Raw genomic sequence first — 14,123 nt, 5'->3', positions numbered from 1 at the left:
CAGAAAGCCGCTGCAGGAGCAGCGGCTTTCGGGTGCAGCACGGACGATCAGTAGCCGAGCGCGAAGTCTTCTTCGGCCATGTCCATCAGATTGTCGGCACCGGACAGCATGGCTTCCACATGCATGCGGGTGCGCGGCAGGATGCGAGCGAAGTAGAAGCGCGCGGTCTGCAGCTTGGCCTTGTAGAAAGCCTGCTCCTCGGTGCCGGCAGCCAGTTTCTCGGCAGCCAGTCGCGCCATGTCGGCCCAGAAGTAGGCCAGGCAGGCGTAGCCGGAGTACATCAGGTAGTCCACCGATGCGGCGCCGACTTCTTCGCGGTTCTTCATGGCGGCCATACCGACCTTCATGGTCAGTTCGCCCCACTCCTTGTTCAGCTTGCCCAGCGGCTCGACGAATTCCTTGACCGCGTCGTTGCCTTCGTTGGCCTGGCAGAACTTGTGCACGATCTTGGTGAAGCCCTTGAGCGCCTCGCCCTGGGTCATCAGCACCTTGCGGCCCAGCAGATCGAGTGCCTGCACGCCGGTGGTGCCTTCGTACAGGCAGGAGATACGGCTGTCACGCACGTTCTGCTCCATGCCCCATTCGGCGATGAAGCCGTGGCCACCGTAGATCTGCACGCCGTGGTTGGCGGCCTCGAAACCCACTTCGGTCATGAACGCCTTGGCGATCGGGGTGAGGAAGGCCAGCAGGGAATCGGCGGCTTTCTTCTGCTCCTCGTCCTGGCTGCGCTGAACGATGTCCACCTGCTTGGCGGCGAAGTACAGCATCGCGCGGTTACCCTCCGCGAAGGCCTTCATGGTCAGCAGCATGCGACGTACGTCTGGATGCACGATGATCGGGTCGGCAGCTTTCTCCGGCGCCTTCGGGCCGGTCAGCGAACGCATCTGCAGTCGCTCGCGGGCATAAGCGATACCGCCCTGGAAGCCGACTTCCGCATGGGCCAGGCCCTGCAGCGCGGTACCCAGGCGGGCGGTGTTCATGAAGGTGAACATGCAGTTCAGGCCCTTGTTCGGCGGGCCGATCAGGAAGCCGGTGGCCGCGTCGAAGTTCATCACGCAGGTGGCGTTGCCGTGGATGCCCATCTTGTGCTCGAGGGAACCGCAGGAAACACCGTTGCGTTCGCCAACCTCACCCGAGGCCGTAGGCAGGAACTTCGGCACGATGAACAGCGAAATGCCCTTGGTGCCTTCCGGTGCATCGGGCAGACGGGCCAGCACGATATGGACGATGTTCTCGGCCATGTCATGCTCGCCAGCGGAAATGAAGATTTTGGTGCCGGTGACCTTGTAGCTGCCGTCAGCCTGCGGCTCGGCCTTGGTGCGCAGCATGCCCAGATCGGTACCGCAGTGCGGCTCGGTCAGGCACATGGTGCCGGTCCACTGGCCGGAAACCAGCTTGGTCAGGTAGGTCTGTTGCTGCTCGCTGGTGCCGTGGGCGTGCAGGGTGTTCATCGCGCCGTGCGACAGGCCCGGGTACATGCCCCAGGACCAGTTGGACTCGCCGACCATTTCGCTGATCGCCATGCCCAGCGACTCGGGCAGACCCTGACCGCCGTGCTCGACGTCATGGGCCAGGCTCGGCCAGCCGCCTTCGACGAACTGCTGGTAGGCCTCCTTGAAGCCAGTCGGAGTGGTCACGCCGGACTCGCTCCAGGTACAGCCTTCGATGTCGCCGACGCGGTTCAACGGAGCCAGCACCTGCTCGCAGAACTTCGCGCCTTCCTCGAGGATGGCATTGACCATGTCCGGGGTGGCGTCTTCACATCCCGGCAGGCTCTGGTAGTGCGCCTCGTAACCGAGCAGCTCGTCGCGGACGAAGCGGATATCGCGCAAGGGGGCCTTGTAGTCGGGCATAACGTAAACCTCAGCGGTGAGTTCTGGTTGCGGCGGTCGGCAGCGGCCGACCGCGCGGATTCGATTCCGGCCGCCGATCGCAGGCGCGGAGAGTCAAACAGGCGTTTGAAACATACGTTTCGACCCAGGCGATGTCAAGCCGGTGCAAAGCAGCCGCTCATCGGCCGGCAATTCATGCTAGGCGATGCCGCAACGCGTGCAGAGGGACGAAACGGACAGTTGCGGCGGCAGTCGCGACGCGCGCGCAGGGGCGGGCTCGGCGGTGAAATCAGCCGCGCCAGAAGAAACAAGAAGAGGATAAAACGACACGGCCGGCGGGCCGCGCGGAATCAGGCCTGGGTATCGATCAGCGTGCCGAGTACTTCATCGGCGCTGCGAATCAGACGAGCGCCGAGTGCGGCGTTGTGCTCGCCGAGCTTCAGCTCGATCAGCTGCTCGCTGAACTCGGTCAGCGCCTGGGAGCTGTCGACCGTCGGCAGACTGGCGGTGGCGATCGCCGAGGCAGCCTGATCGACTCGCTGCTGGGCGCCCTGGTAGGCGCTCAGGCCAGCACCAAGAAGACTGTTGGAGATTTGCATGGTCGACTCCGAAGGCGGATTGCCAGCATTCAAGCAGATGGTGCCGTCAACGGCAAGGCGGATGCGCCAGCGCGGCCAGTCGCAGGTATGCGGCAACCCGCGCGGCCGACGCCTCCGCCAGGCGCGGCACGCGGCCCAGGCAGGGCGCCGGCACCAGTTCGTCGAGCGTCGCGAGATTCTCTTCCAGCCGCGACATGGCGGGATCGATGATGTTGGCGACCCAGCCGGCCAGCACCAGACCGTCGTGCGCGATCGCCTCGGCGCTCAGCAGTGCGTGACTGATGCAACCCAGCCGCACGCCTACCACCAGAATCACCGGCAGTTGCAGGTGAATCGGCAAGGCGGCCAGCGTCTCCCGCGCGTTCAGCGGCACCCGCCAGCCGCCGGCCCCCTCGACAAGCGTGAAGTCGGCCCGCCCCTCCAGTACGCCCTGTACGGCGTCGGCCAGCGCCTCGGTGCTCAGTGTCACGCCGGCTTCGCGCGCGGCGATGTGCGGGGCGATGGCCGGCGCGAAGGCGAACGGGTTGACCTGCGCATAGTCCAGCACCGGGCAGCACTCGGCCTGCAACGCGAGCGCATCGGCATTGCGCAATCCCTGCGGCGTCGCCGTGCAGCCGGAAGCGATCGGCTTGACCGCCGCCGTCGACAGTCCGGCCGCACGCGCCGCATGCAGCAGGCCAGCGGCGATGGTGGTCTTGCCGACGTCGGTATCCGTGCCGGCAATGAAGAACGCGCGATTCAACTCATGACTCCTTGCGTAACACGCCGTAGACCACCTGATAGGTCGCCGGCAATCCCGCGGTCTGGCGCAGCTGCTCGTAGGCGGCGACCAGCGCACGCAAACGCGCGCGACCGGTCAGCCCGCCGGGCCGTCCGGGGTTGAGGTTATGCGCACCGAGCGCCTTGAGCTCATGAGTCAGTTGGCGCAGATCGGCGAAATGCAGCACTTCTGGACGCACCTCCAGCGCCAGCGGGCGCAGACGGCTTTCATTACACAGTGCCTGATAGGTGGCGAGGGGGCGAAAGCGATTGACATGGGCCAGGCCATCCACGGCCTGCCAGCTGTCGCGCAGCTCCTGCAGGGTGCCGCTACACAGGCTGCTGAAGGCGAACGTACCGCCTGGCTGCAGGACACGCCGGGCTTCGCTGAGCACACCGGCGAAATCCTCGCACCACTGCAAGGCCAGGCTGGAAAACACCAGTCCGACACTGCCCTCGCGCAGCGGCAGGTGCTCGGCGTCGCCGACGACGAACTGCCGCGCGCCGCCAGCCGGCCGCGCGTGGCGCAGCATGCCCTCGGCAATATCCAGCGCCACGCCCTCGGCCTGCGGGAACCGCGCCGCCAGCGCGCGGGAGAAATAACCGGTCCCGCTGCCCAAGTCGAGCCAACGCGTCGGCGGCGACATGTCCGGCAATGCGGTGAGCAGATTGCCGCCGACCCGTCGCTGCAAGGCGGCGACGCTGTCGTAACTGGCGGCGGCGCGGGAAAAGGACGCCGCTACCTGGCGCTTGTCGGGCAGTGCGCCCGCCGGGCGCTGGCCGAGGGAAGACTCAGTCATCCTCGCCCTCATCCATGAACGCCAGCATCGCCGTCGCCACATCCTCGGCGCGCTCCAGCGGCAGGCCGTGACTGGCATTGGCCAGCACGTCGACTTCAACGTCCGGTAGCCAGGCCAACAGCGCCTCGGCAGCAGCCGCCGGCACCAGCGCATCGCCGCCGGCGAACAGGTGCAGCTGCGGGCCGACGTAGCGCTGCAACGCCGCGCGACCATCCAGTTCGGCCAGCAGGCGCAGCCCGGCGGCGGCGACCGCCTGCGGCTGGTCGAGCAGACTGACCTGCAGCTGCCGCGTCAGCGTGCGCGGATCGTAGGCGCCGCGGCTGCAGAGCAGGCTGAAACGCTTGAGCGTGTCCTGCGGGCCTAGGCGGAAGGCTTCCTCGAAGGCATCGAAGACCTCGGCCGGCATGGCTGCCGACCAGTCGTCGCGGCCACGGAAACAGGGGTTGCTGCACAGCGTCATCAAGCCAGGACAGTTGTCGCCACGGCGCGCCGCCAGCTGTGTCGCCAGCATGCCGCCCAGCGACCAGCCGGCCAGCCAGCCGTCGGCCGGCAGGCGCGCATCCAGCTCGTCGAGCCAGGCGCTCGGCTGCTCCAGCGCCGGCAGCGGTGCGATCTCCACCTGCAGATGCGGCTGGCGCTCGCGCAGTACCTCGGCCAGCGGTTCGAGCGCCGCGGGGCCGAACGCCCAGCCCGGCAGCAGAATCAGTCGCTCACGCATCGTCGCGCTCCTCGGGCAGCAATGCCCAGCAGTCGGCCAGCGCCTCCAGCAGGCGCTCGAGCTGCGCATCGCTATGGGTCGCGGTGAAGGTGATCCGCAACCGTGCGCTGCCGGCCGGAACGGTCGGCGGGCGGATGGCGCCGACCAGAATGCCGCGCTCGCGCAGCAACGCCGACAGCCTCAACGCCCGTTCGCTGCTGCCGACCAGCACCGGCTGGATCGGCGTCGGGCTATCCATCAGCGTCAGGCCGATCTGCGCGGCACCTGCGCGGAAACGCGCCACCAGACGCTGCAGATGCTCCCGTCGCCAGCCCTCGCTGCGCAGCAGCTCCAGGCTTTTCAGTGTGGCACAGGCCACCGCCGGCGGCTGGCTGGTGGTGTAGATGTACGGACGGGCGAACTGGATCAGCGTCTCGATCAGCTCCTCGCTGCCGGCGACGAACGCCCCTGCCGTGCCGAACGCCTTGCCGAGGGTGCCGACCAGCACCGGCACATCGTCGATGCCCAGACCAAAATGCTCGACGATGCCGCCGCCGTTCGCGCCCAGCGGGCCGAAGCCGTGCGCATCATCGACCATCACCCAGGCACCGCGCTGCCGGACTGCGGCGCAGATCGCCGGCAGCTCGGCGAGATCGCCGTCCATGCTGAACACGCCGTCGGTGACCACCAGGGTATTGCCGGCGGCTTTCTCCAGGCGCTTGCCAAGGCTGGCGGCATCGCTGTGCAGGTAGCGCGAGAAGCGCGCACCGCTGAGCAGCCCGGCATCGAGCAGCGAGGCGTGATTGAGGCGATCTTCCAGCACCGTGTCGCCCTGCCCGACCAGCGCGGTAACGGCGGCGAGGTTGGCCATGTAGCCGGTGGAGAACAGCAGCGCGCGCGGCCGTCCGGTGAATTCGGCGAGCGCTTCTTCGAGCTGGTGATGCGGCATGCTGTGGCCGATCACCAGATGCGAGGCGCCGCCGCCGACACCCCAGGTCGCGGCACCCTGCTGCATGGCGGCGATCACCTCGGGGTGGTTGGCCAGGCCCAGGTAGTCGTTGGAACAGAACGCCAGCAGGCGCTCGCCATCGACGACCACTTCAGGCTGCTGCGGGGTCTGCAGCAATGGACGTTGGCGATAGAGGTGCGCGGCGCGGCGCTCGGCGAGGCGGGAGGCGAGATCGAAGGTCATGGGCAGAACCGGTAACGGTGGATGGCCGCAAGCGGGCCATCCACCCTACGAATAAGTCGGCTTCGCGGTGAATGAGGCTCGGCTCATCCACCGCACCGCACCTCAAACAGCTGCGTTGTAGAACAGCTTGGAATCGCGCTGCTCGATCAGCGCCTGCTCGATGGCGGCCTGATGCACCTCGTCGGCATGCTCGTGACGCTCTTCCGGCTTGATGCCCAGGCGCGCGAACAGCTGCATGTCCTTGTCGGCCTGCGGGTTGGCGGTGGTCAGCAGCTTCTCGCCATAGAAGATCGAGTTGGCGCCGGCGAGGAAGGCCAGGGCCTGCATCTGCTCGTTCATCTGTTCGCGGCCGGCCGACAGGCGCACGTGGGACTTGGGCATCATGATGCGCGCCACGGCGAGCATGCGGATGAAGTCGAACGGATCGACATCCTGCTCCTCGGCCAGCGGCGTGCCCTTCACCTTGACCAGCATGTTGATCGGCACCGACTCCGGGTGCTCCGGCAGGTTGGCCAGCTGGATCAGCAGGCCGGCGCGGTCGTCCAGCGACTCGCCCATGCCGAGGATGCCGCCCGAGCAGATCTTCATCCCCGCCTCGCGCACGTAGCTCAGCGTTTCCAGACGCTCGGCGTAGGTACGCGTGGTGATGATGTTGCCGTAGTACTCCGGCGAGGTATCCAGGTTGTGGTTGTAGTAGTCCAGGCCCGCCGCGGCGAGGGCGCGGGTCTGCTCCTGATCGAGCTTGCCGAGGGTCATGCAGGTTTCCAGGCCCATGGCCTTGACGCCTTCGACCATCTTCAGCACGTAGGGCATGTCCTTCGCCGACGGATGCTTCCAGGCCGCGCCCATGCAGAAACGGGTCGAACCGATGGCCTTGGCCTCGGCTGCCGCCTCCAGCACCTTCTGCACTTCCATCAGCTTCTCTTTATCCAGACCGGTGTTGTAGTGACCGGACTGCGGGCAGTACTTGCAGTCTTCCGGGCAGGCGCCGGTCTTGATCGACAGCAGCGTGGACACCTGCACGCGGTTGGCGTCGAAGTGCTGGCGATGCACGGTCTGCGCCTGGAACAGCAGATCGTTGAACGGCTGGGTGAAGAGCGCCTTGACCTCAGCGAGCGTCCAGTCGTGGCGGGTAACGGAAGCGGCGGTGGCGCTCATCGGTGATCCTTGTAATAAATAGCGGCTCGGCGGCCTGGCACGGATGCGGAATGGTTAGCCAAGCCCGATACGCTGTCAACCAGGAACGGATTCATGGTGAACAAGTGGTTATTTATTGAACAGCATTGCCTGCTCTGCGACGAACCCTGCGTGGGCGATCCGCTGTGCAGTGCCTGCGAAGCCGATCTGCCCTGGCTCGACGCGCACTGCACGGTCTGCGCCGTGCCGCTGCCGGTGCGCGGGCTGGTCTGCGGCGAATGCCTGAAGCGACCGCCGGCTTACGACCACGTCGAGGTGCCCTGGCGTTTCGCCTTTCCGGTCGACACGCTGATCACGCGCTTCAAGCACCAGGCGCACTGGCCGTTCGGTCGACTGCTGGGCGAGCGCCTGGCGCACCATCTACACCACGCCTACGCCGATGACCTGCCGCGCCCGGACCTGCTGCTGCCGGTGCCCCTGGCCCGCCGCCGGTTGCGCCAGCGCGGCTTCAACCAGGCGCAGATGCTGGCGCGCTGGCTGAGCCGCGAGCTGGCCATCGCGCTCGATGACCGTACGCTGGAACGGCTGCTCGACACCCCGCCGCAACAGCAGCTGGACGCCGCCACGCGCCGACGCAACCTGCGCCAGGCGTTCGCCCTCAGGCCCGGCAGCAACGTGCGCGGTCGCCACCTGGCGCTGGTCGACGACGTACTGACCACCGGCGCCACCGCCGAGGCGCTCGCCCGCCTGCTCAAGCACGCGGGCGCGGCGCGGGTCGATGTCTACTGTCTGGCGCGCACGCCGAAACCCGGCGACTGAGCGGCTCGACCTGCGGTGGAAATTCGCTGTGCCAGATTTCCACCCTACGATCTGATCGCGGCGGACGCGCGGTTGTTTAAAAGCCCGGGTGCAATACACTGAACGGTCTATCCTGCGGAGCCGGTCATGTCCCATCCCTTCGATACCCTCACGCCGGATCTGGTCCTCGACGCCGTGGAAAGCATCGGCTATCTCAGCGACGCCCGCGTGCTGGCGCTCAACAGCTATGAAAACCGCGTCTATCAGGTGGGCATCGAGGGCGAAACGCCGTTGATCGCCAAGTTCTATCGCCCGGCGCGCTGGAGCGACGCGGCGATCCTCGAAGAACACCAGTTCAGCCTGGAGCTGAGCGAACACGAGGTGCCGGTGGTGGCGCCGCTGGAGCGCGAGGGCAAGACGCTGTTCGCCCATGCCGGCTTTCGCTTCGCGCTGTTTCCGCGACGTGGCGGACGCGCACCGGAGCCGGGCAATCTTGACCAGCTGTATCGCCTCGGCCAACTGCTCGGGCGCCTGCATGCCATCGGCGCCAGCCGGCCGTTCGAGCATCGGGAAACGCTGGGCGTGCAGAACTTCGGCCACGACTCGCTGAACACCCTGCTCGACGGCGGCTTCGTACCCCGCAGCCTGCTGCCGGCCTACGAATCGGTGGCGCGCGACCTGCTCAAGCGGGTCGAGGACGTCTTCGCCAGCACCCACTTCACGCCCATCCGCCTGCACGGCGACTGCCACCCGGGCAACATCCTGGCGCGCGATGACGCCTTCCACCTGGTCGACCTGGACGACTGCCGCATGGGCCCGGCCGTGCAGGACCTGTGGATGATGCTCGCCGGTGAGCGCCACGAGCGGCTCGGCCAACTGGCCGAACTGGTGGACGGCTACAACGAGTTCCACGACTTCGCCCCGCGCGAGCTACCGCTGATCGAGGCACTGCGCGCGCTGCGACTGATGCACTACAGCGCCTGGCTGGCGCGGCGCTGGGACGATCCAGCGTTTCCGATGAGCTTTCCCTGGTTCGGCAGCGAGCGCTACTGGGGCGATCAGGTGCTGATCCTGCGCGAGCAAATGGCGGCACTGCAGGAAGAGCCGCTCAGGCTGTTCTGAGGCATGGTGCGGCTGCGGCCCCGTGACGGTGGATGTGAAAAGCGACATCCACCCTACGGTTAATCAAGCGGCGTAGGGTGGATCGCGCTGTACCGATCCACCGAGTGGCGGAGTGACGATCCACGGGACGCAATCCACGCCTTGCGATCTCCGCGGCTCAGGCCTCTTCGATCAGCCAGTCCAGCCGCCAGCCGCCCTGGCTCTGCGCCAGCTGCTCGGCCAGCCACGGCAGCAGCTCGCGCAACTCGTCTTCCAGCCCCCACGGCGGATTGGCGATGGCCAGGCCCGAACCGGCCAGGCGGCCGGCATCGTCCGCGGGGTGAACGAACAGTTCGGCGCGCAGCAGCTTGGGCGCACCGCTGCGGGCGAGGTCCTGGTAGAAGCGTTTGAGCTGGCGCTCGTCCTTGATCGGATACCAGATCACGCCGATGGTCTGGCGCATGCGCCCCAGCGCCTCCTTGAGTGCCGTCACGCAGCGGCTCAGTTCGTCGGCTTGTTCGAACGGCGGATCGATCAGCAGCACCACGCGCTTCTCCTGCGTCGGCATCAACGCGCGCGGTACGAACCAGCCCTCGCCCAGGTGCACGGCAACGCGGCGATCGCCGGCCATGTTGTCCTTGAGCAGCGCGCCGTCCTCGGGATGCTTCTCGTTGAGCTGCAGGCGATCCTGCTCGCGCGTCAGCTGCCGCGCCAGCTCCGGCGAACCGGGGTAGTAGCGCAGCGCGCCGTCCGGGTTGAGTTCGCGGATCACGCCGAGGTAGTCGTCGAGCAGCGCCGGGCGGGTCTCGGCCTGCCAGATGCGTGCGATGCCCTGCAGCCACTCGCCGGTACGGCTGGCCTGATCGCCGGCCAGGTCGTACAGCCCGACACCGGCGTGGCTGTCCAGATAGGCGAACGGCGCCTCCTTGCGCGACAGCAAAGCGAAGATCCGGCTCAGGACCAGATGTTTGAGCACGTCGGCGTGATTGCCGGCGTGGAAGGCGTGGCGGTAATTCATGTGATCGCTCCTCGGCAGCCGCGCAGTTTACCCGCGCTGCAGGCGCCGCACACCGGCGGCCGGGCCGAAGGTTTCCCCGTTATCGTCCCGGAGGACTAGAGTTACCTATCCCACTATGACTTTCTATGGAGTTGCCTCATGGACCTGCGCGATCTTCTCGCTATCGAACACCCACTCATCCAGGCACCTATGGCAGGCGCGCAGAATCATCTGCTGGCCGCGGCCGTCTGCGGTGCCGGCGGGCTGGGCTCGATTCCGGCGGGCATGCTCGATGCCCAGGCACTGGAACGCGAACTGAGCGCCATCGAAGCGCTGACCGACCGCCCCTACAACGTGAACTTCTTCTGCCACCAGACGCCCACCGCCGATCCGGCGCACATCGCTGCCTGGCACCAGCTGCTGGCGCCCTACTTCGCCGAGTTCGGCGTCGATCCGGCGCAGATTCCCAGCGGTGCGACCCGTCAGCCGTTCGATGCAACGATGGCCGCCGTACTGGAACAGCACCGCCCGGCGCTGGTCAGCTTCCATTTCGGCCTGCCCACCCCCGAGCTGCTGAAGCACGCCCGCGCCAGCGGGGCGAAAATTGCCGCCAGCGCCACGACCCTCGAAGAAGGTCTGTGGCTGCAGGAGCATGGCGTCGACGCGGTGATCGCCCAGGGTCTGGAAGCCGGCGGCCATCGCGGCATCTTCCTCGGCGAGGAGCTGACCACCCAGCTCGGCACCTTCGCCCTGCTGCCGCAGCTGGTCGAAGCGCTGCACGTGCCGGTGATCGCCGCCGGTGGCATCGCCGATGCGCGCGGCGTGGCGGCTGCACAGGCGCTGGGCGCGGCTGGCGTACAAGTCGGTACGGCCTATCTGCTGTGTCCGGAAAGCCTCACCAATCCGCTGCACCGCGCCGCACTGAAGAGCGAGCGCGCCCGGCATACCGCGCTGACCACGTTGTTCACCGGCCGCCCGGCGCGCAGCATCGTCAACCGCATCATGCGCGAACTCGGCCCACTGCCGCATGGCGTGCCGGCCTTCCCGCTGGCCGGCAATGCCATCAGCGCGCTGCGCGCCAAGACCGAAAGCCTCGACCTCGATCACTGCACGCCGCTGTGGGCCGGGCAGAACGCCAGCGGTTGCCGTGAAGTGCCGGCCGCCGAGCTGACTCGCGAGCTGGCCGCCGGCTGGCGCGCCTGAGTCAGGCAGGAATACGGATCAGCGGCGCCTGCGCCAGCGCCGCGAGATCCGCCGAGCCGCTGCAGAAGCAGGCGATGCGCAGCTGCTCGATCAACACGCGAAAGTGCGCGACCACCGCCTCCGGCGACGCCAGCGCGCTGTCCAGCACGGCGGCGGCCTGCGCCACCAGATCGGCGCCGAGGGCGATGGCCTTCGCCGCATCGATGCCGTCGCGGATACCACCGGAACCGATCAGCGTGGCCTGCGGACAGGCCCGGCGTACCGTCTGGATCGCCTCGGCGGTGGGAATGCCCCAGTCGGCGAACGCCTCGGCCACCGCGCGCTGATGCGCCGTGGTCGCTCGCGCCGCCTCCACCGCCGCCCAACTGGTGCCGCCGGCACCGGCCACGTCGAGCACCGCAACGCCGGCATCCAGCAAGCGCTGCGCCACCGCGGCCGACAGCCCGGCGCCGACCTCCTTGGCTACCAGCGGCACCTCCAGCGTGTGCGCCAGTCGTTCGATGGCGGCGAGCACGCCGCGCCAGTCGCGATCGCCGCCCGGCTGCACGGCCTCCTGCAGCGGATTGAGGTGGATGATCAGCGCGTCGGCCTCGATCATCTCCACCGCGCGCCGCGCCTCGTCGACGCCGTAGCCCTGCACCAGCTGCGCAGCGCCGAGGTTGCCCAGCAGCGGAACGTCCGGCGCCAGCCGGCGCAGCTCGCCGGTCAGGCCGTGGCTGGACGCGCCGGATTCCAGCGCCACCCGCTGCGAGCCCACGGCCAGGGCGATCCCCAGTTCCTGCGCGGCCTCGGCCAGGTGTCGGTTGATCGTTTCCGCACGCCGGGCACCGCCGGTCATCGAACCGATCAGCAGCGGCGCGGCCAGCGGGCGGCCGAACAGACTGGCGGAGAGGTCCACCGCATCCAGATCCAGCTCCGGCAGCGCGCAGTGCTCGAAGCGCCACGCGGCAAAGCCGGCGCGCTGCGCGCCGCGCGTGCGCAACGGGTCCAGCACGATATCCAGATGATCGTTCTTGCGGGTGGTCAGCTCGTTGTCAGCCATTGCGTGCCCCTCTACTGCGCGTGCCTGCAGGATGCCAGAAGACGCTCGGTTTTATGCAGGCATCACCCATCTGTATGGAGCTAGGCAGCGACCGGCGGCGCTTCCTAGACTCGGTGGCATCTCAAGGAGGCCGTTCCATGACCGAAACCCTGCTCTGTCCGCGCAACCTGGCGTTCGAACTCTACGAAGTGCTGGATGCCGAAGCCCTGACCCGTCGCGAGCGCTTCGCCGAGCACAGCCGCGAAACCTTCGACGCCGCGCTCGGCACCGCGCGCAGCATCGCCGAAAAGTATTTCGCGCCGCACAATCGCAAGTCCGACGAGCACGAGCCGCAGTACGTCAACGGCGAGGCGGTGCTGATTCCCGAGGTCAAGCCGGCGGTGGATGCGTTCATCGAGGCCGGCTTCCACAACGCCCAGCGCAGCTTCGAGGACGGCGGCATGCAGCTGCCCAACCTGTTGTCGCGCGCCTGCTTCGCGCATTTCCAGTCCGCCAACATCGCCACCAGCTCCTACCCGATGCTGAGCATGGGCGCCTCGCACCTGATCGAGACCTTCGGCTCCGAGGAGCAAAAGCAGCGCTTTCTGCAGCCGATGCTGGAGGGGCGCTTCTTCGGCACCATGGCGCTCACCGAGCCGCATGCCGGCTCCTCGCTGGCGGACATCCGCACCCGCGCCGAACCGGCCGGTGACGGCAGCTACCGGCTCAAGGGCAACAAGATCTTCATTTCCGGCGGCGACCACCCGCTGTCGGAGAACATCGTGCACATGGTGCTGGCCAAGCTGCCGGACGCGCCGCCCGGGGTGAAGGGCATCAGCCTGTTCATCGTGCCGAAGTTCCTGGTCAACGACGATGGCAGCCTCGGCGAGCGCAATGACGTGCTGCTGGCCGGCCTGTTCCACAAGATGGGTTGGCGCGGCACCACCAGCACCGCGTTGAACTTCGGCGACAACGGCAACTGCGTCGGCTATCTGGTGGGCGAGCCGCACAAGGGCCTGGCCTACATGTTCCAGATGATGAACGAGGCGCGCATCGGTGTCGGCATGGGCGCGATCATGCTCGGCTACGCCGGCTACCTCTACTCGCTGAACTACGCCCGCGAGCGTCCGCAGGGCCGACTGCCGGACGGCAAGGACCCGGCGTCGACCCAGGTGCCGATCATCGAGCACACCGACGTCAAGCGCATGCTGCTGATGCAGAAGGCGTACGTCGAAGGCGCCTTCGATCTCGGTCTGTACGCCGCGCGCCTGGTGGACGACGAGCACACCGCCGAGAGCGACGAGGAGCGCCGCAACGCCGGCGAACTGCTCGACCTGCTGACGCCGATCGTCAAGTCCTGGCCATCGGAGTACTGCCTGAAGGCCAACGAGCTGGCCATCCAGATTCTCGGCGGGCATGGCTACACCCGCGAATACCCGGTGGAACAGTACTACCGCGACAACCGCCTCAATCCGATCCACGAAGGCACCCACGGCATCCAGTCGCTGGACCTGCTCGGCCGCAAGCTGATGCAGAACAAGGGCGCCGGCCTGCGCCAGCTGCTGGGGTTGATCCAGGCCAGTTGCGCACGCGCCGCCGAATACGACTCGCTGACCGCACTGCGCCAGCCGCTGGAGCAGCACATCGCCCGCCTCACCCGCGTGACCCAGGCGCTGCTCGGCGACCTGGCGGCCGGCAAGGTGAACCAGGCGCTGGCCAACTCGGCGCTGTATCTGAAGGTGTTCGGCCATGCGGTGATCGGCTGGCGCTGGCTGGAACAGGCGCTGCGCGCCACGCACGGACTGACCGAAGGGCAGCCGGCCGATGCCGACTTCTACCGCGGCAAACTGCAAGCGGCGCGACTGTTCCTCACCTGGGAGCTACCGGGCTGCATGCACGAGCTGGCGCTGCTGGAGCGACGCGACGACACCTGTCTGAACATGGAGGGCGACTGGTTCTGAGCGAGGCGAACGCGCGCCGAGCGCGA

The 14,123-nt window shown here is 67.5% G+C and carries 13 protein-coding genes; 4 read left to right on the top strand and 9 right to left on the bottom strand.

The features are described from left to right. Window positions 1-47 precede the first annotated feature (47 nt). The 7 genes from NAV27_RS01825 to bioB form a co-directional block, all read right to left on the bottom strand. Complete coding sequence (locus NAV27_RS01825; protein WP_102827948.1) at window positions 48-1,853, bottom strand: phenylacyl-CoA dehydrogenase; 1,806 nt, start codon at window positions 1,851-1,853, stop codon at window positions 48-50. Window positions 1,854-2,182: 329 nt separating this feature from the next. Further along, the gene (locus NAV27_RS01820) at window positions 2,183-2,431 is read right to left on the bottom strand and encodes a hypothetical protein (protein ID WP_102827949.1); all 249 of its coding nucleotides are present in this window, start codon (window positions 2,429-2,431) and stop codon (window positions 2,183-2,185) included. A gap of 46 nt (window positions 2,432-2,477) precedes the next feature. Next, entirely contained in the window at window positions 2,478-3,173 is a 696-nt protein-coding gene (bioD, locus tag NAV27_RS01815) for a dethiobiotin synthase (protein WP_102827950.1), read from the bottom strand. Window position 3,174: 1 nt separating this feature from the next. Then, window positions 3,175-3,990: a malonyl-ACP O-methyltransferase BioC gene (gene bioC / locus NAV27_RS01810; protein WP_102827951.1), complete on the bottom strand. Its 816-nt coding sequence runs from the start codon at window positions 3,988-3,990 to the stop codon at window positions 3,175-3,177. Beyond that, window positions 3,983-4,708: an alpha/beta fold hydrolase gene (locus tag NAV27_RS01805; RefSeq protein WP_008569526.1), complete on the bottom strand. Its 726-nt coding sequence runs from the start codon at window positions 4,706-4,708 to the stop codon at window positions 3,983-3,985. Before NAV27_RS01805 ends, bioC begins: the two co-directional genes overlap by 8 nt. Beyond that, the gene (bioF, locus tag NAV27_RS01800) at window positions 4,701-5,879 is read right to left on the bottom strand and encodes an 8-amino-7-oxononanoate synthase (protein ID WP_102827952.1); all 1,179 of its coding nucleotides are present in this window, start codon (window positions 5,877-5,879) and stop codon (window positions 4,701-4,703) included. Before bioF ends, NAV27_RS01805 begins: the two co-directional genes overlap by 8 nt. 102 nt (window positions 5,880-5,981) lie before the next feature. Next, entirely contained in the window at window positions 5,982-7,037 is a 1,056-nt protein-coding gene (gene bioB, locus NAV27_RS01795; RefSeq protein ID WP_102827953.1) for a biotin synthase BioB, read from the bottom strand. A gap of 93 nt (window positions 7,038-7,130) precedes the next feature. Here bioB and NAV27_RS01790 point away from each other — a divergent pair, with 93 nt between their 5' ends. Both NAV27_RS01790 and NAV27_RS01785 read left to right on the top strand, forming a co-directional pair. Next, on the top strand, window positions 7,131-7,835 hold the full coding sequence (locus tag NAV27_RS01790; protein WP_102827954.1) for a ComFC family protein: 705 nt from the start codon (window positions 7,131-7,133) through the stop codon (window positions 7,833-7,835). A 126-nt stretch (window positions 7,836-7,961) separates the two neighbouring features. Then, window positions 7,962-8,936, top strand: a complete 975-nt coding sequence (locus NAV27_RS01785; RefSeq protein WP_102827955.1) for a serine/threonine protein kinase — start codon at window positions 7,962-7,964, stop codon at window positions 8,934-8,936. A 157-nt stretch (window positions 8,937-9,093) separates the two neighbouring features. Here the strand turns inward: NAV27_RS01785 and NAV27_RS01780 are convergent, their stop codons facing one another. Continuing rightward, window positions 9,094-9,933, bottom strand: coding sequence for a 23S rRNA (adenine(2030)-N(6))-methyltransferase RlmJ (locus NAV27_RS01780; protein WP_102827956.1), 840 nt, complete (start codon window positions 9,931-9,933; stop codon window positions 9,094-9,096). 138 nt (window positions 9,934-10,071) lie between these two features. On the opposite strand from NAV27_RS01780, the gene NAV27_RS01775 reads away from it, so the two are divergent. Next, the gene (locus NAV27_RS01775; RefSeq protein ID WP_102827957.1) at window positions 10,072-11,115 is read left to right on the top strand and encodes an NAD(P)H-dependent flavin oxidoreductase; all 1,044 of its coding nucleotides are present in this window, start codon (window positions 10,072-10,074) and stop codon (window positions 11,113-11,115) included. A 1-nt stretch (window position 11,116) separates the two neighbouring features. Here NAV27_RS01775 and fni read toward each other — a convergent pair whose 3' ends face one another. After that, window positions 11,117-12,157 carry a type 2 isopentenyl-diphosphate Delta-isomerase gene (gene fni / locus NAV27_RS01770; RefSeq protein WP_008569518.1) on the bottom strand — a complete coding sequence of 347 codons (1,041 nt, stop codon included), beginning with the start codon at window positions 12,155-12,157 and terminating at the stop codon, window positions 11,117-11,119. A gap of 137 nt (window positions 12,158-12,294) precedes the next feature. Between fni and NAV27_RS01765 the strand changes: the two genes are divergently transcribed. Beyond that, window positions 12,295-14,097, top strand: coding sequence for an acyl-CoA dehydrogenase (locus tag NAV27_RS01765; RefSeq protein ID WP_102827958.1), 1,803 nt, complete (start codon window positions 12,295-12,297; stop codon window positions 14,095-14,097). Window positions 14,098-14,123: the final 26 nt, after the last annotated feature.

It is taken from the genome of Stutzerimonas degradans, from assembly GCF_024448505.1.
Lineage (GTDB): Bacteria > Pseudomonadota > Gammaproteobacteria > Pseudomonadales > Pseudomonadaceae > Stutzerimonas > Stutzerimonas degradans.
The sequence above is the reverse complement of the archived record's forward strand: the minus strand, read 5'-3'. Positions and strand labels throughout refer to the sequence as shown.

Coding starts and splice junctions, on each gene's coding strand:
- NAV27_RS01825 (WP_102827948.1), bottom strand. CDS start 1,853: ATGCCCGACTACAAGGCCCCCTTGCGCGATATCCGCTTCGTCCGCGAC.
- NAV27_RS01820 (WP_102827949.1), bottom strand. CDS start 2,431: ATGCAAATCTCCAACAGTCTTCTTGGTGCTGGCCTGAGCGCCTACCAG.
- bioC (WP_102827951.1), bottom strand. CDS start 3,990: ATGACTGAGTCTTCCCTCGGCCAGCGCCCGGCGGGCGCACTGCCCGAC.
- NAV27_RS01805 (WP_008569526.1), bottom strand. CDS start 4,708: ATGCGTGAGCGACTGATTCTGCTGCCGGGCTGGGCGTTCGGCCCCGCG.
- bioF (WP_102827952.1), bottom strand. CDS start 5,879: ATGACCTTCGATCTCGCCTCCCGCCTCGCCGAGCGCCGCGCCGCGCAC.
- bioB (WP_102827953.1), bottom strand. CDS start 7,037: ATGAGCGCCACCGCCGCTTCCGTTACCCGCCACGACTGGACGCTCGCT.
- NAV27_RS01790 (WP_102827954.1), top strand. CDS start 7,131: ATGGTGAACAAGTGGTTATTTATTGAACAGCATTGCCTGCTCTGCGAC.
- NAV27_RS01785 (WP_102827955.1), top strand. CDS start 7,962: ATGTCCCATCCCTTCGATACCCTCACGCCGGATCTGGTCCTCGACGCC.
- NAV27_RS01780 (WP_102827956.1), bottom strand. CDS start 9,933: ATGAATTACCGCCACGCCTTCCACGCCGGCAATCACGCCGACGTGCTC.
- NAV27_RS01775 (WP_102827957.1), top strand. CDS start 10,072: ATGGACCTGCGCGATCTTCTCGCTATCGAACACCCACTCATCCAGGCA.
- fni (WP_008569518.1), bottom strand. CDS start 12,157: ATGGCTGACAACGAGCTGACCACCCGCAAGAACGATCATCTGGATATC.
- NAV27_RS01765 (WP_102827958.1), top strand. CDS start 12,295: ATGACCGAAACCCTGCTCTGTCCGCGCAACCTGGCGTTCGAACTCTAC.